Here is a 19,941-nt window from a genome sequence, read left to right on the forward strand (position 1 = left end):
ATTATGTCTAACATTCAAAATATGTCCCTAGAGGACATCATGGGAGAGCGTTTTGGTCGCTACTCCAAATACATTATTCAAGACCGGGCCTTGCCAGATATTCGTGACGGTTTGAAGCCGGTTCAGCGTCGTATTCTTTATTCGATGAATAAGGATGGCAATACCTTCGACAAGAGCTACCGCAAGTCGGCCAAGTCTGTCGGTAATATCATGGGGAATTTCCACCCACACGGGGACAGTTCTATCTATGATGCCATGGTTCGTATGTCACAGGACTGGAAAAATCGTGAGATTTTGGTTGAAATGCACGGTAATAACGGTTCTATGGACGGAGATCCGCCTGCGGCTATGCGTTATACCGAGGCGCGTTTGTCTGAAATTGCTGGCTACCTTCTTCAAGATATCGATAAAAAGACCGTTCCTTTTGCTTGGAACTTTGACGATACCGAGAAAGAGCCAACTGTCTTACCAGCAGCCTTTCCAAACCTTTTAGTCAATGGTTCGACTGGGATTTCGGCTGGTTATGCCACGGATATTCCACCGCATAATTTGGCTGAGGTCATCGATGCCGCTGTTTACATGATTGATCACCCAACTGCCAAGGTAGATAAACTAATGGAATTCTTGCCTGGACCAGACTTCCCGACAGGAGGTATTATTCAGGGGCGTGATGAAATTAAGAAAGCCTACGAAACTGGGAAAGGGCGCGTGGTTGTTCGTTCCAAGACTGAGATTGAAAAGCTAAAAGGTGGTAAGGAACAAATCGTTATCACTGAGATTCCTTATGAAATCAACAAGGCCAATCTAGTCAAGAAAATCGATGATGTTCGTGTCAATAATAAGGTGGCTGGTATTGCTGAGGTTCGCGATGAGTCTGACCGTGATGGTCTACGTATCGCTATCGAACTGAAGAAAGATGCCAATACGGAGCTTGTTCTCAATTATCTCTTCAAATACACAGACCTTCAAATCAACTACAACTTTAACATGGTGGCGATTGACAATTTCACGCCTCGTCAGGTTGGGATCGTTCCAATCTTGTCTAGTTACATCGCCCACCGTCGTGAAGTGATTTTAGCGCGTTCACGCTATGACAAGGAAAAGGCTGAGAAACGTCTCCATATCGTCGAAGGTTTGATTCGAGTGATTTCGATTTTGGATGAAGTCATTGCTCTTATCCGTGCTTCTGAGAATAAGGCTGATGCTAAGGAAAATCTTAAGGTCAGCTATGATTTCACAGAGGAGCAAGCAGAGGCTATCGTCACTTTGCAGCTCTATCGTTTGACCAATACAGACGTGGTTGTTTTGCAGGAAGAAGAAGCAGAACTTCGTGAAAAGATTGCCATGCTTGCTGCTATCATTGGAGATGAACGGACCATGTACAATCTCATGAAGAAAGAACTTCGTGAGGTTAAGAAGAAATTTGCGACTCCGCGTTTGAGTAGCTTAGAAGACACTGCGAAAGCAATTGAGATTGATACAGCTAGTCTGATCGCCGAGGAAGATACCTATGTCAGCGTTACCAAGGCAGGTTATATCAAGCGTACCAGTCCACGTTCTTTTGCAGCTTCAACGCTGGAGGAAATTGGCAAACGTGATGATGACCGTTTGATCTTTGTTCAATCTGCCAAGACAACCCAGCATCTTTTGATGTTCACGACTCTTGGAAATGTCATCTATCGACCAATTCATGAATTAGCAGATATTCGCTGGAAGGATATCGGAGAGCATCTGAGTCAGACCATTACAAACTTCGAAACTAATGAAGAAATCCTCTATGTGGAAGTCGTAGATCAGTTTGATGATGCGACAACCTACTTTACTGCAACTCGTCTCGGTCAAATCAAACGCGTAGAACGCAAAGAATTCTCTCCATGGCGAACCTACAAGTCTAAGTCTGTCAAGTATGCTAAGCTCAAAGACGATACAGACCAGATTGTAGCAGTGGCTCCGATTAAACTAGATGATGTTCTTTTGATTAGTCAAAATGGTTATGCCCTTCGTTTCAATATCGAAGAGGTTCCTGTTGTCGGTGCCAAGGCTGCAGGTGTCAAAGCTATGAACTTGAAAGCAGATGATGCGCTTCAGGCAGCCTTTATCTGTAACACCTCATCTTTCTACCTCTTGACTCAACGTGGTAGTTTAAAACGTGTCTCTATTGAGGAAATTCCAGCAACCAGCCGTGCCAAGCGTGGTCTTCAAGTCCTTAGAGAATTGAAGAACAAACCACATCGTGTCTTCTTAGCAGGAGCAGTTGTAGAACAAGGATTCATCGGTGATCTCTTCAGCACAGAAGTGGAAGAGAACGACCAAACTCTGCTTGTTCAATCCAACAAAGGAACAATCTATGAAAGCCGATTGCAAGACTTGAATCTGTCAGAAAGAACTAGCAACGGAAGCTTCATTTCTGATACTATTTCAGATGAAGAAGTTTTTGATGCTTATCTAAAAGAAATTTTTAAAGAAGATAAATAAAACGAACAATGAGGACCAGTTCAAAGAGCTGGTTCTGTTTTTATTGAAGAAATTTTCTGAAAATTACAAAATATACTTGCTATTTTAGAAAAAAAGTGTAGAATAAAAGAAATAACTTTTTAGAATAAGGAGTTGTATATGACCGTAACAATTGATTGGGAAAACCTTGGTTTTTCCTATATGAAATTACCTTATCGCTATATTGCTCATTTTAAAAATGGAAAATGGAATAAAGGAGAATTAACAGAGGATTCGACTCTTCATATTTCTGAATCATCTCCAAGTCTTCACTATGGCCAACAAGCATTTGAAGGTTTGAAAGCCTATCGTACCAAAGATGGCAGTTTGCAACTTTTTCGACCAGATGAAAATGCTAAGCGTTTACAACGGACTTGTGACCGCCTCTTGATGCCACAAGTTCCAACAGAAATGTTTGTAGAAGCTTGTAAAGCAGTTGTCCGTGCGAATGAAGAATATGTACCACCCTATGGAACAGGTGGAACCCTTTATCTTCGTCCTCTCTTGATTGGTGTTGGAGACATTATAGGGGTAAAACCAGCAGAAGAGTATATCTTTACTATCTTTGCCATGCCGGTGGGTAATTACTTTAAAGGTGGTTTGGTTCCAACAAACTTCTTGATACAAGACGAATATGACCGTGCGGCTCCAAATGGTACAGGTGCAGCTAAGGTTGGTGGGAACTATGCTGCAAGTCTCTTGCCAGGGAAATTGGCTAAGTCACGTCATTTCTCAGATGTTATCTATCTAGACCCTTCAACTCATACCAAAATTGAAGAAGTAGGTTCTGCAAACTTCTTTGGGATTACAGCAGACAATGAATTTGTGACACCCTTAAGTCCATCTATCTTGCCATCAATTACCAAGTATTCGTTACTTTATTTGGCAGAACATCGCTTGGGCTTGACTCCGATTGAAGGAGATGTACCAATTGATAATCTTGATCGTTTTATAGAGGCAGGTGCCTGCGGTACAGCAGCAGTTATCTCACCTATTGGAGGAATTCAACATGGTGAAGATTTCCATGTCTTTTATAGCGAAACAGAAGTTGGCCCTGTTACCCGTAAATTGTATGACGAATTGACAGGTATTCAGTTTGGGGATATTGAGGCCCCAGAAGGTTGGATTGTAAAAGTAGATTAATTTAATAAAGGAGATTTTTATGAAATCTAAAAAATGGCTCTTAACAGCAGGAGTTTTCCTGAGTACAGCAGTTCTCCTAACAGCTTGTGGGAAAGCTAATAAAGAGGCAGATGCCCCAACAACATTTTCTTATGTCTATGCAGTGGATCCAGCATCCTTGGACTACAGTATAGCTACCCGCACATCAACTACAGATATTATCGGGAATGTTATTGACGGATTGATGGAAAATGACCAATACGGAAATGTAGTTCCTTCCTTGGCTGAGGATTGGTCAGTATCAAAAGATGGTTTGACTTATACCTATAAACTACGTAAAGGAGTCAAATGGTATACTTCTGAAGGTGAAGAATATGCTGAAGTGACTGCCCATGACTTTGTAACTGGGTTAAAACACGTAGCAGACGGTAAATCAGATGGTGTTTCTCTTATCCAAAATTCAATTAAGGGATTGGATGCCTACATGACTGGGGAAACAAATGATTTCTCAACAGTTGGTGTTAAAGCCTTGGATGATTACACAGTAGAATATACTCTAAATAAACCAGAAAGTTTCTGGAATTCAAAAGTGACAACTTCTACCATGTTGCCTGTTAATGAAGAATTTCTAAAGGCATCAGGTAAAGACTATGGGGCAGTTACCCCTGCTGGTATTCTCTATAATGGACCTTATTTCTTAAAGACTTTGACTTCAAAATCTTTGATTGAATATGAGAAAAATCCAAATTATTGGGATAAAGAAAATGTAAAAATTGAGAAAATCAAATTGACCTACTATGATGGATCAGATCAAGAATCTTTGATACGTAGTTTTTCATCAGGTGCTTATACAACTGCCCGTCTCTTCCCAAGTAGTTCCAATTTTGCCTCTACTCTAGAACAATATGCAGATAAAATAACCTATAGTCCGCAAGATTCAACAAGTTATTACTTCACATTTAATGTAAATCGCCAGTCATATAATAAAACTGCCAAAACAAGTGAAGAACAAAAGTCATCTACTAAAGAGGCTATGCTGAATAAGGACTTCCGTCAAGCGATTAACTTTGCCTTTAATCGTCATTCATATGCTGCACAGTTAAATGGTGAGGATGGAGCAGATAAGATTATTCGTAACAGTCTTGTTCCAGACAATTTTGTTCAGTCAGCAGGCAAGAGTTTTGGTCAAATTGCTCAACAAGAATTGGTAAATTATGGAGACCAATGGAAGGAAGTTGAATTAGTTGACGGGAAAAATGCTATTTATAATCCTGATAAGGCTAAAGCAGCATTTGCAAAAGCTAAGAAAGATTTAGAATCAAAAGGTGTAACTTTCCCAATTCATTTAGATGTTCCGGTTGAACAGACAGATACAATTGCAGTTCAACAAAGTAATTCTTTAAAACAATCTATTGAATCTACCCTTGGCGCAGAAAATGTTGTGGTTGACGTTCTTCAAATGACAGATAATGAGAAGGAAACAATCACTTCTCAAGCACGAGTTCCTGCTCAAAAAGATTATGATTTGAACAGCACAGGATGGTCTCCTAGCTATCAAGACCCAGCATCTTACTTGAACATCATGGACCCTAAAACAGGATCAGCTATGAAACACCTTGGTATTACTAAAGGAAAAGATCAAGAAGTAGTAGCTAAGGTTGGTTTGGATCAATATAAGAAATTATTAGACGAAGCTGATTCAGAATCAAGCAGTCTTGAAGAGCGTTATGAAAAATATGCTAAAGCACAGGCTTGGTTGACTGATAGTTCTCTCTTGATGCCTACAGCATCATCTGGTGGTTCACCAGTCGTAAGTAATGTAGTACCGTTCTCTAAACCTTATTCTCAAGTCGGAATTAAAGGAGATCCATATATCTTTAAAGGCATGAGATTGCAAAAAGATATTGTCACTTCAAAAGAATATGAAGAAGCTCTTAAGAAATGGCAAAAAGAAAAATTAGAATCAAATGGTAAATACCAAAAAGAACTAGAAAAACATATTAAATAAGTCTAAAAAACTCTATATCACTATGAGCCGATATAGAGTTTTTTCTTGCTAGTTTTTCTATTTTCTTGTAAAATAGAACAAGTGAAGTGAGGTAGGAAATGAGTAAGAAAGACAAAAAAATTGAAATTCAGTTAGCGGATTCGAAAGTAACGGTGGGAAAAGATAGTTATGAAGGCTATATTTTAACCATTGGTAAAAAATCTATTGGAGAAATTGCCGAATTAGATGGTCAATTTGCTATCATAAAGAATGGAAATGTCGATAGTTTTTATAAAAAACTTGAAAAAGCTGTGGAAATTTTAATTGAAAATTATAATTTAATAAAATAAGTCTTGTTTTTTTGAAATTTTCATGATATAATAATCCATGTTGATTCTAGGAGAGATAGCGAAGAGGCTAAACGCGGCGGACTGTAAATCCGCTCCTTCGGGTTCGGGGGTTCGAATCCCTCTCTCTCCATATCACATTGGGGTATAGCCAAGCGGTAAGGCAAGGGACTTTGACTCCCTCATGCGTTGGTTCGAATCCAGCTACCCCAGTTCTTAGGTAATAATCAAAATGAAAAGAAAATATCGTAGGGATATTTTATTTTTATAATTGAAAGACGTGAACGATATAAACATGTCCTTGCGGGTGCTTAGGAAAAAAATTATAAGTATGTCAAGCTCAGAATAGCTTGATTGTTGGAGGATTTTTTAGATGAACGAATTTGAAGATTTGCTAAATAGCGTTAGCCAAGTTGAGACTGGTGATGTTGTTAGTGCTGAAGTATTGACAGTTGATGCGACTCAAGCTAACGTTGCAATCTCTGGAACTGGTGTTGAAGGTGTCTTGACTCTTCGCGAATTGACAAACGAACGCGATGCAGATATCAATGACTTTGTTAAAGTAGGAGAAGTATTGGATGTTCTTGTACTTCGTCAAGTAGTTGGTAAAGATACTGATACAGTTACATACCTTGTATCTAAAAAACGTCTTGAAGCTCGCAAAGCATGGGACAAACTTGTAGGTCGTGAAGAAGAAGTTGTTACTGTTAAAGGAACTCGTGCAGTTAAAGGTGGACTTTCTGTAGAATTTGAAGGTGTACGTGGATTTATCCCAGCTTCAATGTTGGATACTCGTTTCGTACGTAACACTGAGCGTTTTGTAGGTCAAGAATTTGATGCTAAAATCAAAGAAGTTGACGCTAAAGAAAACCGCTTTATCCTTTCACGTCGCGAAGTTGTTGAAGAAGCTACAGCAGCAGCTCGTGCTGAAGTATTTGGTAAATTGGCTGTTGGTGATGTTGTAACTGGTAAAGTTGCACGTATCACAAGCTTTGGTGCTTTTATCGACCTTGGTGGTGTTGATGGTTTGGTTCACTTGACTGAATTGTCACACGAACGCAATGTATCACCAAAATCAGTAGTAACTGTTGGTGAAGAAATTGAAGTTAAGATTCTTGACCTTAACGAAGAGGAAGGCCGTGTATCACTTTCACTTAAAGCAACAACTCCTGGACCATGGGATGGTGTGGAGCAAAAATTGGTTAAAGGTGATGTAGTAGAAGGAACAGTTAAACGTTTGACTGATTTCGGTGCTTTTGTTGAAGTATTGCCAGGTATCGATGGACTTGTTCACGTGTCACAAATTTCACACAAACGTATTGAAAATCCAAAAGAAGCTCTTAAAGTTGGTCAAGAAGTTCAAGTTAAAGTTCTTGAAGTTAACGCTGATGCAGAACGTGTATCACTTTCTATCAAGGCACTTGAAGAACGTCCAGCACAAGAAGAAGGACAAAAAGAGGAAAAACGTGCACCACGTCCACGTCGTCCAAAACGTCAAGAAAAACGTGATTTTGAACTTCCAGAAACACAAACAGGATTCTCAATGGCTGACTTGTTCGGTGATATCGAACTTTAATCAAATTGAAAATTCACAAATCCTTTGTTTTTAAAACAAAGGATTTTTCTTTTTTCTACAATCCTTTTTTGATATAATAGTTTTATGTTAGAATCAGAAAAAGAAACACTTTATCAAATGATAAATCAAGAACTCTCTTTTTTGTTAGAAGGAGAAACGAATGTCCTTGCTAATCTTTCCAATGCTAGTGCTCTTTTAAAGTCTCGCTTACCAAATACTGTTTTTGCAGGTTTTTACTTGTTTGATGGCTCAGAATTGATTTTAGGTCCATTTCAAGGTGGAGTATCTTGTATTCGTATCTCTCTAGGGAAGGGTGTTTGTGGTGAGGCAGCTCACTTTCAGGAAACTGTTCTGGTTGGTGATGTAACAACTTATCCCAACTATATTTCTTGTGATAGTCAAGCCAAAAGTGAGATTGTTGTTCCCATGCTCAAAAAAGGTCGTTTGTTAGGAGTATTAGATTTAGATTCTTGTCTTCTATATGACTATGGTACCATTGACCGGGATTATTTAGAACAATTTGTCGAAATTTTACTTGAAAAGACAGAATGGGATTTTAGTATGTTTGAGGAGAAAAGTTGATGTATCAAGCACTTTATCGAAAATATAGGAGTCAAACTTTTTCTCAACTTGTAGGTCAAGATGTTGTGGCTAAGACTCTTAAACAAGCAGTAGAACAAGAAAAGATTAGTCATGCTTATCTCTTCTCAGGTCCTCGTGGGACAGGAAAAACTAGTGTCGCTAAGATCTTTGCAAAGGCTATGAATTGTCCCAATCAAGTGGACGGCGAACCGTGTAATAACTGCTACATTTGTCAAGCAGTTACAGATGGAAGTCTTGAAGATGTTATCGAGATGGATGCAGCTTCAAATAACGGTGTGGACGAAATTCGTGAGATTCGAGATAAATCGACTTACGCACCCAGTTTAGCACGCTACAAAGTCTATATTATAGACGAGGTACACATGTTGTCTACAGGTGCTTTTAACGCCCTCTTAAAGACCCTTGAAGAACCTACCCAAAATGTAGTTTTTATCCTAGCAACAACTGAATTACACAAGATTCCAGCAACTATCTTATCTCGTGTACAGCGGTTTGAGTTTAAGTCTATTAAAACAAAAGATATCAAGGAGCATATCCACTATATCCTAGATAAAGAAAATATTAGCTCTGAGCCTGAAGCAGTAGAAATTATTGCAAGACGGGCAGAAGGGGGGATGAGGGATGCCTTGTCTATTTTGGATCAAGCTCTGAGTTTAACGCAAGGTAATTGTTTGACAACTGCTATATCTGAAGAAATTACAGGAACCATCAGTTTAAGGGCTTTGGATAACTATGTAGTGGCTCTATCCCAGCAGGATATTTCAAAAGCCTTAGAATGTTTAAATTTCCTGTTTGAAAATGGGAAGAGTATGACAAGGTTTGTGACTGATCTCCTTCAATATCTGCGTGATTTACTTATTGTGCAAACTGGGGGAGAAAACACTCATCATAGTGCAATTTTTGAGGAAAATTTATCAATTTCTCAGGATAGTCTATTTGAGATGATTGCTCTTGCAACCAAGTCCTTAGCTGATATGAAGGCGAGTTTACAACCGAAGATATACGCTGAGATGATGACCATTCGCTTAGGGGAAATCAAGTCTGAACCTGTTCTTCCAATTGCAATTGAGGGTGAAATTGCTGCCCTTAAACAAGAAGTTGCTTGTCTCAAACAAGAACTGGCCAATATAGGAGCAGGTAGCCAGCAAATTAGTTCAGTTCCTAGTCGACCGACAGCAACCAAGTCAGTTTATAGAGTAGATCGAAATAAGGTTCAAGCAATTTTACAAGAAGCTGTTGACAATCCTGATTTGGCGAGACAAAATCTGATACGCTTACAGAATGCTTGGAAAGAGATTATTGAAAGTTTAGCTGGTCCAGACAAGGCTCTTCTCGTTGGTTCCCAACCAGTGGCGGCTAATGAAAATCATGCCATTCTAGCCTTTGAATCTAACTTTAATGCTGGTCAAACAATGAAGAGAGATAACCTCAATACTATGTTTGGAAATATTTTGAGTCAAGCAGCTGGATTTTCACCTGAAATTTTAGCTATTTCTATGGATGAATGGAAAGAAGTTCGGGCATCCTTTTCAGCAAAATCTAAATCTTCTCATCCAGAAAAAGAATCAGAGAACAGTTTAATTCCCAAAGGATTTGAATTTTTGGCTGATAAAATGAAGGTAGAGGAAGACTAAAGAAAGATTTCATGGTACAATAATTCTATGAATAAAAAACAATTTATGATTATTGCTCTTTTTACAGCTGCTGAGACCTATTTTTTTAATGAATCATGGATGACTGGACGTTATGTGATGGCAGCTTTTTGGGGAATTTTACTTTTTAGAAATTTCCGTGTGAGTTATGTTATGGGGAAGATTATTGATATTATTGATCAACATCTGAAAGAAAAAGACTAGCATACAGGTTCTAAACAAAATCAAAGCCTTTTAGGCTTTTTTTTGTTATACTAGTAAAGAATATTTATGGGGCTTTAAACATATTTTTTAAGAATGGAAACGTATTTTTGAAAATGATAAAGACCTTAAAAAAGAAAGGAACTATCATGTCAGTATTAGAGATCAAAGATCTTCACGTTGAGATTGAAGGGAAAGAAATTTTAAAAGGGGTCAATTTGACTCTGAAAACAGGAGAGATTGCAGCCATCATGGGACCAAACGGTACTGGTAAATCAACTCTTTCTGCAGCCATCATGGGTAACCCGAACTATGAAGTAACAAAGGGTGAAGTCTTGTTTGATGGCGTTAACATTCTTGAGTTGGAAGTAGATGAGCGTGCACGTATGGGACTTTTCCTTGCTATGCAATATCCATCTGAAATTCCTGGTATTACAAATGCTGAATTTCTTCGTGCAGCCATGAATGCTGGCAAAGAAGACGATGAGAAGATTTCAGTTCGTGAGTTTATTACTAAACTAGACGAGAAAATGGAATTGCTCAACATGAAAGAAGAAATGGCTGAGCGTTACCTTAACGAAGGCTTCTCTGGTGGTGAGAAAAAACGTAATGAAATTCTTCAACTCTTGATGTTAGAACCTACTTTTGCTCTTCTTGATGAAATTGACTCTGGTCTTGATATTGACGCTCTTAAAGTCGTATCTAAAGGCGTAAATGCTATGCGTGGTGAAGGGTTTGGTGCCATGATTATCACTCACTACCAACGCCTTCTCAACTATATCACGCCTGATGTGGTCCATGTTATGATGGAAGGCCGTGTTGTGCTTTCAGGTGGTCCAGAATTGGCAGCACGTTTGGAACGTGAAGGATACGCAAAACTTGCTGATGAGCTTGGTTACGACTACAAGGAAGAATTGTAATTCCCTCGTATCTTTTAGGAGAAGTAAATGACTAAAGAAAACATTAAACTTTTTTCAAAAATGCATGCTGAACCAAGCTGGCTATTTGACTTCCGTCAACAAGCTTTCGATAAAATTGAAAGTTTGGAATTACCAGTAATCGAACGTGTGAAATTTCACCGTTGGAATTTAGGTGATGGAACCATCACTGAAAGTGAGCCAACAGCAAATGTTCCAGATTTCACTGCACTAGATAATCACTTGAAGTTGGTGCAAGTGGGAACTCAAACAGTTTTTGAACAAATTCCAGTTGATTTGGCTGAACAAGGTGTTGTCTTTACAGACTTTCACTCAGCTTTAGAAGAAATTCCAGAGCTGATTGAGGAATTCTTCATGTCATCTGTTAAGTATGACGATGATAAGTTGGCGGCCTACCACACTGCTTATTTCAATAGTGGTGCTGTTCTTTATATTCCAGATAATGTTGAGATTAAAGAGCCAATCGAAGGCATTTTCTACCAAGATAGTGATAGTGATGTTCCGTTTAACAAGCATATCATGATTATAGCCGGTAAAAACTCAAAAATTAGTTACTTGGAACGTTTGGAATCACGTGGTGAAGGTAGTGCTCAAGCGACTGCGAACATTACTGTTGAAGTTATCGCTCGTTCTGGCGCTCAAGTGAAATTTGCAGCTATTGACCGTCTAGGTGAAAATGTAACAGCCTACATCAGCCGTCGTGGTAAATTAGGAAACGATGCTAGTATTGACTGGGCTATCGGTGTCATGAACGAAGGAAACATCGTTGCAGATTTTGATAGTGACTTGATTGGAAATGGTAGCCATGCTGACCTTAAAGTTGTAGCTCTATCAAGTGGTCGTCAGGTACAAGGAATTGACACTCGTGTGACTAACTATGGATGCAATTCAATCGGTAATATTCTCCAGCATGGGGTTATCCTTGAAAAAGCTACCTTAACCTTCAACGGTATTGGACATATTATCAAGGGTGCTAAAGGTGCAGATGCCCAGCAGGAGAGCCGTGTATTAATGCTATCAGACCAAGCGCGTTCAGATGCCAACCCAATACTCTTGATTGATGAAAATGATGTCACAGCTGGTCACGCAGCATCGATCGGTCAGGTCGATCCAGAAGATATGTACTATCTCATGAGTCGTGGCTTAGACAAGGCAACTGCAGAACGCTTGGTTGTTCGTGGTTTCCTAGGATCTGTTATCGTTGAGATTCCAGTCAAGGAAGTTCGCGAAGAAATGATTGCAACCATCGAAGAAAAATTGTCAAAACGCTAAGAGGTAACTCATGCTAGATGTAGAAGCGATTCGCAAGGATTTTCCAATTTTAGACCAGTTTGTAAATGATGAGCCCCTGGTCTATCTGGATAATGCTGCAACAACACAAAAACCGAAGTCGGTTCTTGAAACAATCGATTATTATTATGAACATGACAATGCTAATGTCCACCGTGGTGTTTATACCTTGGCAGAACGTGCTACAGCCTCCTATGAAGCTGCCCGTGAAACCATTCGTAAGTTTATTAATGCAGGTTCTACAAAGGAAGTTCTCTTTACAAGAGGAACGACAACCAGTCTTAACTGGGTAGCGCGTTATGCAGAGGAAGTCTTGACTGAGGGAGACCAAGTTTTGATTTCTGTCATGGAACACCATTCCAATATCATTCCTTGGCAAGAAGCTTGTCGCAAGACAGGAGCTGAATTGCTTTATGTTTATCTAAAGGATGGAGCCTTGGACATGGATGATTTGAGGTCTAAATTGACTGATAAAGTCAAGTTTGTCTCACTGGCTCATGCTTCTAATGTTCTAGGAGTGGTCAATCCTATCAAAGAAATTGCTCAAATGGTACATAAGGTCGGGGCAATTATGGTTGTTGATGGTGCCCAATCAACTCCTCATATGAAGATAGATGTTCAGGACTTGGATGTGGACTTCTTTGCCTTTTCAGGGCACAAGATGGCTGGTCCGACTGGTATCGGTGTTCTTTATGGGAAAGAAAAATATCTAAAACAAATGTCGCCAGTCGAGTTTGGTGGGGAAATGATTGATTTCGTTTATGAGCAAAGTGCCAGCTGGAAGGAGTTGCCTTGGAAATTTGAGGCTGGAACTCCTAATATGGCTGGAGCAATTGGACTGGCAGCGGCTGTCGATTATTTAGAAAAAATTGGTATGGATGCCATTGAAATCCATGAGCAAGAATTGATAGCCTACGTTTTTCCGAAATTACAAGCAATTGAAGGATTGACTATTTATGGTTCGCAGGACTTAGCTCAACGCTCGGGTGTTATTGCCTTTAACCTAGGCAGTCTTCATCCTCACGACCTTGCGACTGCTTTGGATTATGAAGGCGTGGCTGTTCGTGCAGGTCACCACTGTGCCCAACCCTTGCTTCAGTATTTAGATGTCCCAGCAACAGCCCGCGCTAGTTTTTATATCTACAATACCAAGGCAGACTGCGACAAGTTAGTCGATGCCTTACAAAAGACAAAGGAGTTTTTCAATGGCACTTTCTAAACTAGATAGCCTTTATATGGCAGTGGTAGCGGACCATTCGAAAAATCCACATCACCAAGGGAAGTTAGAAGATGCTGAACAAATCAGTCTCAACAATCCGACCTGTGGAGATGTCATCAATCTCTCTGTCAAGTTTGATGCAGAAGACCGATTGGAGGATATCGCTTTTCTAAACTCGGGTTGTACTATTTCAACTGCCTCTGCTAGCATGATGACAGATGCTGTTTTGGGCAAGACCAAACAAGAAATTTTAGAACTTGCGACTATTTTTTCTGAAATGGTTCAAGGTCAAAAAGATGACAGACAAGACCAATTAGGAGATGCAGCCTTCTTATCAGGCGTTGCCAAATTCCCTCAACGAATCAAGTGTGCAACCCTAGCTTGGAATGCCCTCAAGAAAACAATTGAAAATCAAGAAAACAAGTAAGGCAAGTTTCTTTTGTCTTATGAATCAGTAGAAATGAAGAATGAAAGAAAGGATATTATGGCTGAAGAAAGAGTAGAACCAAAACCAATTGACCTTGGTGAATATAAATTTGGTTTCCATGATGATGTAGAGCCTGTCCTATCGACAGGAAAAGGATTAAATGAAGGTGTTATTCGTGAACTATCAGCTGCAAAGGGAGAACCTGAGTGGATGTTAGAATTCCGTTTGAAGTCTTATGAAACCTTCAAAAAAATGCCCATGCAGACTTGGGGAGCAGACTTGTCAGAGATTGACTTTGATGACTTGATCTACTACCAAAAACCATCTGACAAACCAGCTCGTTCCTGGGATGACGTTCCTGAAAAAATTAAAGAGACCTTTGAACGAATCGGGATTCCAGAAGCTGAGCGTGCTTATCTAGCAGGAGCTTCTGCCCAGTATGAGTCAGAAGTGGTTTACCACAATATGAAGGAAGAGTTCCAGAAATTGGGAATTATCTTTACAGATACGGATTCTGCCCTTAAGGAATACCCAGACTTGTTTAAACAATACTTTGCTAAGTTGGTACCGCCAACAGATAATAAGTTGGCTGCCCTCAACTCGGCTGTATGGTCTGGCGGAACCTTTATCTATGTACCAAAAGGGGTTAAGGTTGATATCCCGCTGCAAACTTACTTCCGTATCAATAATGAAAATACAGGGCAATTTGAACGTACCTTGATTATCGTTGATGAAGGGGCAAGTGTTCATTACGTAGAAGGATGTACAGCACCAACTTATTCAAGTAACAGTTTGCATGCAGCCATCGTAGAAATTTTTTCCTTGGATGGAGCTTATATGCGTTATACAACCATCCAAAACTGGTCTGACAACGTTTACAACTTGGTTACTAAGCGTGCTAAAGCCCAAAAAAATGCCACTGTTGAGTGGATTGATGGAAACTTGGGTGCTAAAACTACCATGAAATATCCATCTGTTTATCTTGATGGAGAAGGTGCGCGTGGTACCATGCTTTCTATTGCCTTTGCCAATGCAGGACAACACCAAGACACGGGTGCTAAGATGATCCACAATGCTCCACATACCAGCTCGTCTATCGTGTCTAAATCCATCGCTAAAGGTGGAGGAAAGGTTGACTATCGTGGACAAGTAACCTTTAACAAGAACTCTAAGAAATCTGTTTCTCACATCGAGTGTGATACCATTATCATGGATGACTTGTCAGCATCAGATACTATTCCATTTAATGAAATCCACAACTCACAAGTAGCTTTGGAGCACGAAGCCAAGGTATCTAAGATTTCAGAAGAACAACTCTATTACCTTATGAGTCGTGGCTTGTCAGAGACTGAAGCAACTGAGATGATTGTCATGGGATTTGTAGAGCCCTTCACCAAAGAACTTCCAATGGAATACGCTGTCGAGCTTAACCGCTTGATTAGCTATGAGATGGAAGGGTCTGTTGGATAAGGTTGTATACTAGTAGAACTAAGAAATAGTAAAAAAATCGCGAATAAATCGCGATTTTTTTACAGTTTTTCATTAATAAAACGGATAAATTGATTCCACCAGATTTTTAAGAAAAAGCCTTTTTCCACTTTTTTTTCAGAAACTAATTCGAAACTTGGACGTTCAGTAGTAATATAACCTTGTCCAATTAAATCATTATCTTCATAAGTTAGGTTACCAACAACTGTACCAGCTTCAAGTGGAGCCGTAAGTGACTTGGAAGAAGGAGTAAATTGAATGGATGGTTTAGCTTTTGTTCCTAAGCGTTCAACAAGAGAAATATCTTCTTGGGCAACTGCAGCAACAGTGTTTTCTTTTCCATCTTGAACAGGAGATTTACTATCTTTATATGTATCACCTTTTTGTACGATTTTTCGAAGTGCAAAATTGGAGGAAATATAATCCATTAGTGCAGAAGTGGCATTAAAACGAACATAGGGATTACTATCATGGTGTTCTGCATTGAGAATAACAGTGATGACTCTCATCCCTTTTTCAACAGTTGTGCCGACAAAAGATTCTCCTGCTTTTTCAGTTGTACCTGTTTTGAGTCCATCGAAACCGCCACGATAAGCTGGCATTCCTTCTAACATGTAGTTTGTAGATGTTATAGTCATTCCTCCAAAAGTAGAAGAAGGTTTTTTGGTAATATCTAATACTTGAGGGTATTTTCTAATTAAATTCCGAGCAACAATAGAAACATCGTAAGCACTTAGTTTATTTTCTTCATCTTTTTTAGAACCTGGGTAAATGTTATCACCAAGTATTTCATTATTGAGACCAGTGGAGTTGACGATAGTAGCATCTTTGATGCCCCATTCTAAGAGTTTAGCACGCATCTTGTCTACGAAGTCTTTTTCAGAACCAGCAATTTTTTCGGCTAAAGCAATAGCTGAACTATTTGCACTAGGGACTAAGGTAGCTTCTAGTAATTCCTCAACAGTATATTTCCGAGCTTCCATTGGGAGATTACTAGCCTTGGGATTGGTTGTTAATTTATAAGGGTAGTCTGAAATCTCAACTGGAGTGGCGAGGGTGATACTACCATCTTCTATGGCTTCATAAACTAGATAAACAGTGAGTAATTTTGTAATTGAAGCTATCTCAACAGGTTGAGTAGCATCCTTTTCATACAAAATTTTACCTGTGTTGGCTTCAACGGCAATGATATGCTTGGCTGGAATATTTAAATCTTGAGCCATAACAGTAGAAGAAGAACTAATTAAAGTTAGAGTTAATAGTGTCAAAATTATTTTTTTCATAGTAAGAATATTCTATCATAAAGAAAAAAATATTCCTAGTTTCATGATATAAGAAAGAAGCTTTTTTAAAAGTATGGTAAAATAGATAGATGGAGGTAACTCATGTTTCGTAAAAATAAATTATTTTTTTGGACGAGTGAGATTTTACTATTAACAATTATCTTTTATTTATGGAGAGAGATGGGGGCAATCATCACGCCATTTGTAACAGTTGCAAATACAATTATGATTCCTTTTCTGCTAGGTGGTTTTTTATTTTATTTAACCAATCCGATTGTTAATTTTTTACAGAAATATCTCAAAATTAATCGTTTAATTGGTATTCTACTGACACTGTGTGCCTTGGTTTGGGGTCTAGTTATTGGGGTAGTCTATCTCTTACCGATTTTGATTAATCAGTTGACTAGTTTGATTGCAACAAGCCAAACTATTTACAGCCGAATACAAGATTTAATTATTGATTTATCGACCTATCCAGCTTTTCAAAATTTGGATATTCAGGCAAGTATTCAACAACTAAATCTCTCTTATGTAGATATTTTGCAAAACATCCTTAATAGTGTAACCAACAGTGTAGGCAGTATCTTATCAGCTCTCTTTAGCACAGTTTTGATCATCGTTATGACTCCTGTCTTTCTAATCTATTTTTTACTAGATGGTAACAAATTTTTACCTATGCTTGAAAGAACAATTTTAAAGCATGATAGACTACGTATTGCTGGATTATTAAAAAATTTAAATGCTACAATTGCTCGATATATTAGTGGTGTTGCGATTGATGCTTTTATCATTGGATGTTTAGCTTATATAGGTTACAGTGTAATTGGTTTAAAATATGCTTTGGTATTTGCTATTTTTTCTGGTTTAGCCAATTTAATTCCTTATGTAGGACCAAGTATAGGTTTGATACCAATGATTATTTCTAATATATTTACAGATCCACATAGAATGCTCATAGCTATTATTTATATGCTTATCATTCAGCAAGTAGATGGGAATATCTTATATCCTCGTATCGTTGGTAGTGTGATGAAAGTTCACCCTATAACAATTTTGGTTTTACTTCTATTATCAAGTAATATCTATGGTGTAATTGGTATGATAGTTGCTGTTCCTACCTATTCAATCTTAAAAGAAATCTCAAAATTTTTAGCTCGTTTATATGAAAATCATAAAATAATGCAAGAGCGAGAAAGAGAATTAACAAAGTAAAAGTCAGGGAATCCTGATTTTTATTTTTTAAAAGCTAATAAATAGAATGTCCTCATTATAAAGAGTGTTAGAATAAGAATAATTCACAAAAACTTTGTAAAACACTTGCAATTTAGCTGAAATTTGATAAAATAGTAAGGAAAGTTAGACTGTATTGCCTACTGTCTATCTATAAAATATATTTTATTGGAGGCTTTTACTCAAATGGCAAAAGAAAAATACGATCGTAGTAAACCACACGTTAACATTGGTACAATCGGACACGTTGACCACGGTAAAACTACCCTAACTGCAGCTATCACAACTGTTTTGGCACGTCGCTTGCCTTCATCAGTTAACCAACCTAAAGACTATGCGTCTATCGATGCTGCTCCAGAAGAACGCGAACGCGGTATCACAATCAATACTGCGCACGTTGAGTATGAAACTGAAAAACGTCACTACGCTCACATCGACGCTCCAGGACACGCGGACTACGTTAAAAACATGATCACTGGTGCTGCTCAAATGGACGGAGCTATCCTTGTAGTAGCTTCAACTGACGGACCAATGCCACAAACTCGTGAGCACATCCTTCTTTCACGTCAGGTTGGTGTTAAACACCTTATCGTCTTCATGAACAAAGTTGACTTGGTTGACGACGAAGAATTGCTTGAATTGGTTGAAATGGAAATCCGTGACCTATTGTCAGAATACGACTTCCCAGGTGACGATCTTCCAGTTATCCAAGGTTCAGCTCTTAAAGCCCTTGAAGGTGACTCTAAATACGAAGACATCGTTATGGAATTGATGAACACAGTTGATGAGTACATCCCAGAACCAGAACGTGACACTGACAAACCATTGCTTCTTCCAGTCGAAGACGTATTCTCAATCACTGGACGTGGTACAGTTGCTTCAGGACGTATCGACCGTGGTGTTGTTAAAGTCAACGACGAAATCGAAATCGTTGGTCTTAAAGAAGAAACTCATAAAGCAGTTGTAACTGGTGTTGAAATGTTCCGTAAACAACTTGACGAAGGTCTTGCAGGAGATAACGTAGGTGTCCTTCTTCGTGGTGTTCAACGTGATGAAATCGAACGTGGACAAGTTATCGCTAAACCAGGTTCAATCAACCCACACACTAAATTCAAAGGTGAAGTTTATATCCTTACTAAAGAAGAAGGTGGACGTCACACTCCATTCTTCAACAACTACCGTCCACAATTCTACTTCCGTACAACTGACGTTACAGGTTCAATCGAACTTCCTTCAGGTACTGAAATGGTAATGCCTGGTGATAACGTGACTATCGACGTTGAGTTGATCCACCCAATCGCCGTAGAACAAGGTACTACATTCTCTATCCGTGAGGGTGGACGTACTGTTGGTTCAGGTATGGTTACAGAAATCGAAGCTTAATTCGATTTAGTTCCCAGAAGAACAATTATTTAAGTCAGACACTAAAAGAATCTTGCTATGCAAGGTTCTTTTTTATATTTTTTGATAAGATTTGATCTTCTTATACTGTGGCAGTAAATTAGTTTTTTTGGTATAATAAAGGTTATGGAAATTGAAAAAACCAATCGTATGAATGCGCTTTTTGAATTTTATGCTGCGCTTTTGACTGATAAGCAAATGAATTATATTGAACTCTATTATGCAGATGATTATAGTCTAGCTGAGATAGCTGAAGAGTTTGGTGTCAGTCGTCAAGCTGTTTATGATAATATCAAGCGAACAGAAAAGATTCTGGAAGATTATGAGATGAAATTGCACATGTACTCGGACTACATTGTCCGCAGTCAAATTTTTGATCAGATTTTGGAGCGCTATCCCAAGGATGACTTTCTGCAGGAGCAAGTCGAAATTTTAACAAGTATTGATAATAGGGAGTAATCATGGGGAGTCTTGTCTTTTATAAAGGAATAGCGTGTGAGCTATTGTCTGCTGAGGAACCTTTCCCGATTAGATTACAAATTCTCTCGCGTGACGATCTCTCTAGAGCTTTGCAGATAGGCTTTAGCTGTTGGGGATATCCAACTGAAATCATGAAAGAAGTCACACCTGAAGAATTTGAGTGTTTGCAGCATTTCAGTCGATTTCCGCTGAATTGATTAAATA

At 38.7% G+C, this 19,941-nt stretch carries 18 protein-coding genes and 2 tRNA genes; 19 read left to right on the forward strand and 1 reads right to left on the reverse strand.

The window, feature by feature from the left end:
- Nucleotides 1-3 precede the first annotated feature (3 nt).
- The 15 genes from parC (at nt 4) to sufB (ending at nt 15,325) form a co-directional block, all read left to right on the forward strand.
- On the forward strand, nt 4-2,475 hold the full coding sequence (gene parC / locus QZ114_RS00105) for a DNA topoisomerase IV subunit A (RefSeq protein WP_295498138.1): 2,472 nt from the start codon (nt 4-6) through the stop codon (nt 2,473-2,475).
- A gap of 138 nt (nt 2,476-2,613) precedes the next feature.
- Nucleotides 2,614-3,636, forward strand: a complete 1,023-nt coding sequence (locus QZ114_RS00110) for a branched-chain amino acid aminotransferase (RefSeq protein ID WP_295498141.1) — start codon at nt 2,614-2,616, stop codon at nt 3,634-3,636.
- 19 nt (nt 3,637-3,655) lie between these two features.
- Nucleotides 3,656-5,623 (forward strand): peptide ABC transporter substrate-binding protein, encoded by a 1,968-nt coding sequence (locus QZ114_RS00115; RefSeq protein WP_295498144.1) that lies wholly within the window; start codon nt 3,656-3,658, stop codon nt 5,621-5,623.
- 98 nt (nt 5,624-5,721) lie between these two features.
- Entirely contained in the window at nt 5,722-5,952 is a 231-nt protein-coding gene (locus QZ114_RS00120; protein WP_295498147.1) for a DUF2969 domain-containing protein, read from the forward strand.
- Between the two features lie 49 nt (nt 5,953-6,001).
- Nucleotides 6,002-6,082 (forward strand) — tRNA-Tyr (locus tag QZ114_RS00125).
- 8 nt (nt 6,083-6,090) lie between these two features.
- Nucleotides 6,091-6,162 (forward strand) — tRNA-Gln (locus tag QZ114_RS00130).
- A 160-nt stretch (nt 6,163-6,322) separates the two neighbouring features.
- Nucleotides 6,323-7,525, forward strand: coding sequence for a 30S ribosomal protein S1 (rpsA, locus tag QZ114_RS00135; protein WP_295498150.1), 1,203 nt, complete (start codon nt 6,323-6,325; stop codon nt 7,523-7,525).
- Between the two features lie 84 nt (nt 7,526-7,609).
- Nucleotides 7,610-8,107: a GAF domain-containing protein gene (locus QZ114_RS00140; protein ID WP_295498153.1), complete on the forward strand. Its 498-nt coding sequence runs from the start codon at nt 7,610-7,612 to the stop codon at nt 8,105-8,107.
- Nucleotides 8,107-9,762, forward strand: a complete 1,656-nt coding sequence (dnaX, locus tag QZ114_RS00145) for a DNA polymerase III subunit gamma/tau (RefSeq protein WP_295498156.1) — start codon at nt 8,107-8,109, stop codon at nt 9,760-9,762. Before QZ114_RS00140 ends, dnaX begins: the two co-directional genes overlap by 1 nt.
- A 27-nt stretch (nt 9,763-9,789) precedes the next feature.
- On the forward strand, nt 9,790-9,984 hold the full coding sequence (locus tag QZ114_RS00150) for a DUF3272 domain-containing protein (RefSeq protein ID WP_295498158.1): 195 nt from the start codon (nt 9,790-9,792) through the stop codon (nt 9,982-9,984).
- A 146-nt stretch (nt 9,985-10,130) separates the two neighbouring features.
- Nucleotides 10,131-10,901, forward strand: a complete 771-nt coding sequence (gene sufC, locus QZ114_RS00155; protein ID WP_000114488.1) for a Fe-S cluster assembly ATPase SufC — start codon at nt 10,131-10,133, stop codon at nt 10,899-10,901.
- 27 nt (nt 10,902-10,928) lie between these two features.
- Nucleotides 10,929-12,191 (forward strand): Fe-S cluster assembly protein SufD, encoded by a 1,263-nt coding sequence (sufD, locus tag QZ114_RS00160; RefSeq protein ID WP_295498162.1) that lies wholly within the window; start codon nt 10,929-10,931, stop codon nt 12,189-12,191.
- 10 nt (nt 12,192-12,201) lie between these two features.
- Nucleotides 12,202-13,428, forward strand: coding sequence for a cysteine desulfurase (locus QZ114_RS00165; protein ID WP_295498165.1), 1,227 nt, complete (start codon nt 12,202-12,204; stop codon nt 13,426-13,428).
- Nucleotides 13,415-13,855, forward strand: a complete 441-nt coding sequence (gene sufU, locus QZ114_RS00170; protein ID WP_295498168.1) for a Fe-S cluster assembly sulfur transfer protein SufU — start codon at nt 13,415-13,417, stop codon at nt 13,853-13,855. Before QZ114_RS00165 ends, sufU begins: the two co-directional genes overlap by 14 nt.
- A 57-nt stretch (nt 13,856-13,912) precedes the next feature.
- Nucleotides 13,913-15,325: a Fe-S cluster assembly protein SufB gene (sufB, locus tag QZ114_RS00175; protein ID WP_295498171.1), complete on the forward strand. Its 1,413-nt coding sequence runs from the start codon at nt 13,913-13,915 to the stop codon at nt 15,323-15,325.
- Between the two features lie 59 nt (nt 15,326-15,384).
- Here sufB and pbp3 read toward each other — a convergent pair whose 3' ends face one another.
- Nucleotides 15,385-16,626, reverse strand: coding sequence for a D-alanyl-D-alanine carboxypeptidase PBP3 (gene pbp3 / locus QZ114_RS00180; RefSeq protein WP_295498174.1), 1,242 nt, complete (start codon nt 16,624-16,626; stop codon nt 15,385-15,387).
- A 102-nt stretch (nt 16,627-16,728) separates the two neighbouring features.
- On the opposite strand from pbp3, the gene QZ114_RS00185 reads away from it, so the two are divergent.
- The 4 genes from QZ114_RS00185 to QZ114_RS09805 all read left to right on the forward strand — a co-directional run bounded on the left by QZ114_RS00185 (nt 16,729) and on the right by QZ114_RS09805 (nt 19,934).
- Nucleotides 16,729-17,838 carry an AI-2E family transporter gene (locus QZ114_RS00185; RefSeq protein WP_295498177.1) on the forward strand — a complete coding sequence of 370 codons (1,110 nt, stop codon included), beginning with the start codon at nt 16,729-16,731 and terminating at the stop codon, nt 17,836-17,838.
- 204 nt (nt 17,839-18,042) lie between these two features.
- On the forward strand, nt 18,043-19,239 hold the full coding sequence (gene tuf, locus QZ114_RS00190) for an elongation factor Tu (RefSeq protein WP_295498180.1): 1,197 nt from the start codon (nt 18,043-18,045) through the stop codon (nt 19,237-19,239).
- Nucleotides 19,240-19,383: 144 nt separating this feature from the next.
- The gene (locus QZ114_RS00195; RefSeq protein WP_218757937.1) at nt 19,384-19,716 is read left to right on the forward strand and encodes a putative DNA-binding protein; all 333 of its coding nucleotides are present in this window, start codon (nt 19,384-19,386) and stop codon (nt 19,714-19,716) included.
- 2 nt (nt 19,717-19,718) lie between these two features.
- Nucleotides 19,719-19,934 carry a 2-oxoglutarate:acceptor oxidoreductase gene (locus QZ114_RS09805; protein ID WP_366926331.1) on the forward strand — a complete coding sequence of 72 codons (216 nt, stop codon included), beginning with the start codon at nt 19,719-19,721 and terminating at the stop codon, nt 19,932-19,934.
- The last annotated feature ends 7 nt before the right edge of the window (nt 19,935-19,941 follow it).

Origin of the sequence: uncultured Streptococcus sp., from assembly GCF_901875575.1 — a bacterium.
In the GTDB taxonomy this organism is placed as follows: domain Bacteria; phylum Bacillota; class Bacilli; order Lactobacillales; family Streptococcaceae; genus Streptococcus.

Coding starts and splice junctions, on each gene's coding strand:
- parC (WP_295498138.1), top strand. CDS start 4: ATGTCTAACATTCAAAATATGTCCCTAGAGGACATCATGGGAGAGCGT.
- QZ114_RS00110 (WP_295498141.1), top strand. CDS start 2,614: ATGACCGTAACAATTGATTGGGAAAACCTTGGTTTTTCCTATATGAAA.
- QZ114_RS00115 (WP_295498144.1), top strand. CDS start 3,656: ATGAAATCTAAAAAATGGCTCTTAACAGCAGGAGTTTTCCTGAGTACA.
- QZ114_RS00120 (WP_295498147.1), top strand. CDS start 5,722: ATGAGTAAGAAAGACAAAAAAATTGAAATTCAGTTAGCGGATTCGAAA.
- rpsA (WP_295498150.1), top strand. CDS start 6,323: ATGAACGAATTTGAAGATTTGCTAAATAGCGTTAGCCAAGTTGAGACT.
- QZ114_RS00140 (WP_295498153.1), top strand. CDS start 7,610: ATGTTAGAATCAGAAAAAGAAACACTTTATCAAATGATAAATCAAGAA.
- dnaX (WP_295498156.1), top strand. CDS start 8,107: ATGTATCAAGCACTTTATCGAAAATATAGGAGTCAAACTTTTTCTCAA.
- QZ114_RS00150 (WP_295498158.1), top strand. CDS start 9,790: ATGAATAAAAAACAATTTATGATTATTGCTCTTTTTACAGCTGCTGAG.
- sufC (WP_000114488.1), top strand. CDS start 10,131: ATGTCAGTATTAGAGATCAAAGATCTTCACGTTGAGATTGAAGGGAAA.
- sufD (WP_295498162.1), top strand. CDS start 10,929: ATGACTAAAGAAAACATTAAACTTTTTTCAAAAATGCATGCTGAACCA.
- QZ114_RS00165 (WP_295498165.1), top strand. CDS start 12,202: ATGCTAGATGTAGAAGCGATTCGCAAGGATTTTCCAATTTTAGACCAG.
- sufU (WP_295498168.1), top strand. CDS start 13,415: ATGGCACTTTCTAAACTAGATAGCCTTTATATGGCAGTGGTAGCGGAC.
- sufB (WP_295498171.1), top strand. CDS start 13,913: ATGGCTGAAGAAAGAGTAGAACCAAAACCAATTGACCTTGGTGAATAT.
- pbp3 (WP_295498174.1), bottom strand. CDS start 16,626: ATGAAAAAAATAATTTTGACACTATTAACTCTAACTTTAATTAGTTCT.
- QZ114_RS00185 (WP_295498177.1), top strand. CDS start 16,729: ATGTTTCGTAAAAATAAATTATTTTTTTGGACGAGTGAGATTTTACTA.
- tuf (WP_295498180.1), top strand. CDS start 18,043: ATGGCAAAAGAAAAATACGATCGTAGTAAACCACACGTTAACATTGGT.
- QZ114_RS00195 (WP_218757937.1), top strand. CDS start 19,384: ATGGAAATTGAAAAAACCAATCGTATGAATGCGCTTTTTGAATTTTAT.
- QZ114_RS09805 (WP_366926331.1), top strand. CDS start 19,719: ATGGGGAGTCTTGTCTTTTATAAAGGAATAGCGTGTGAGCTATTGTCT.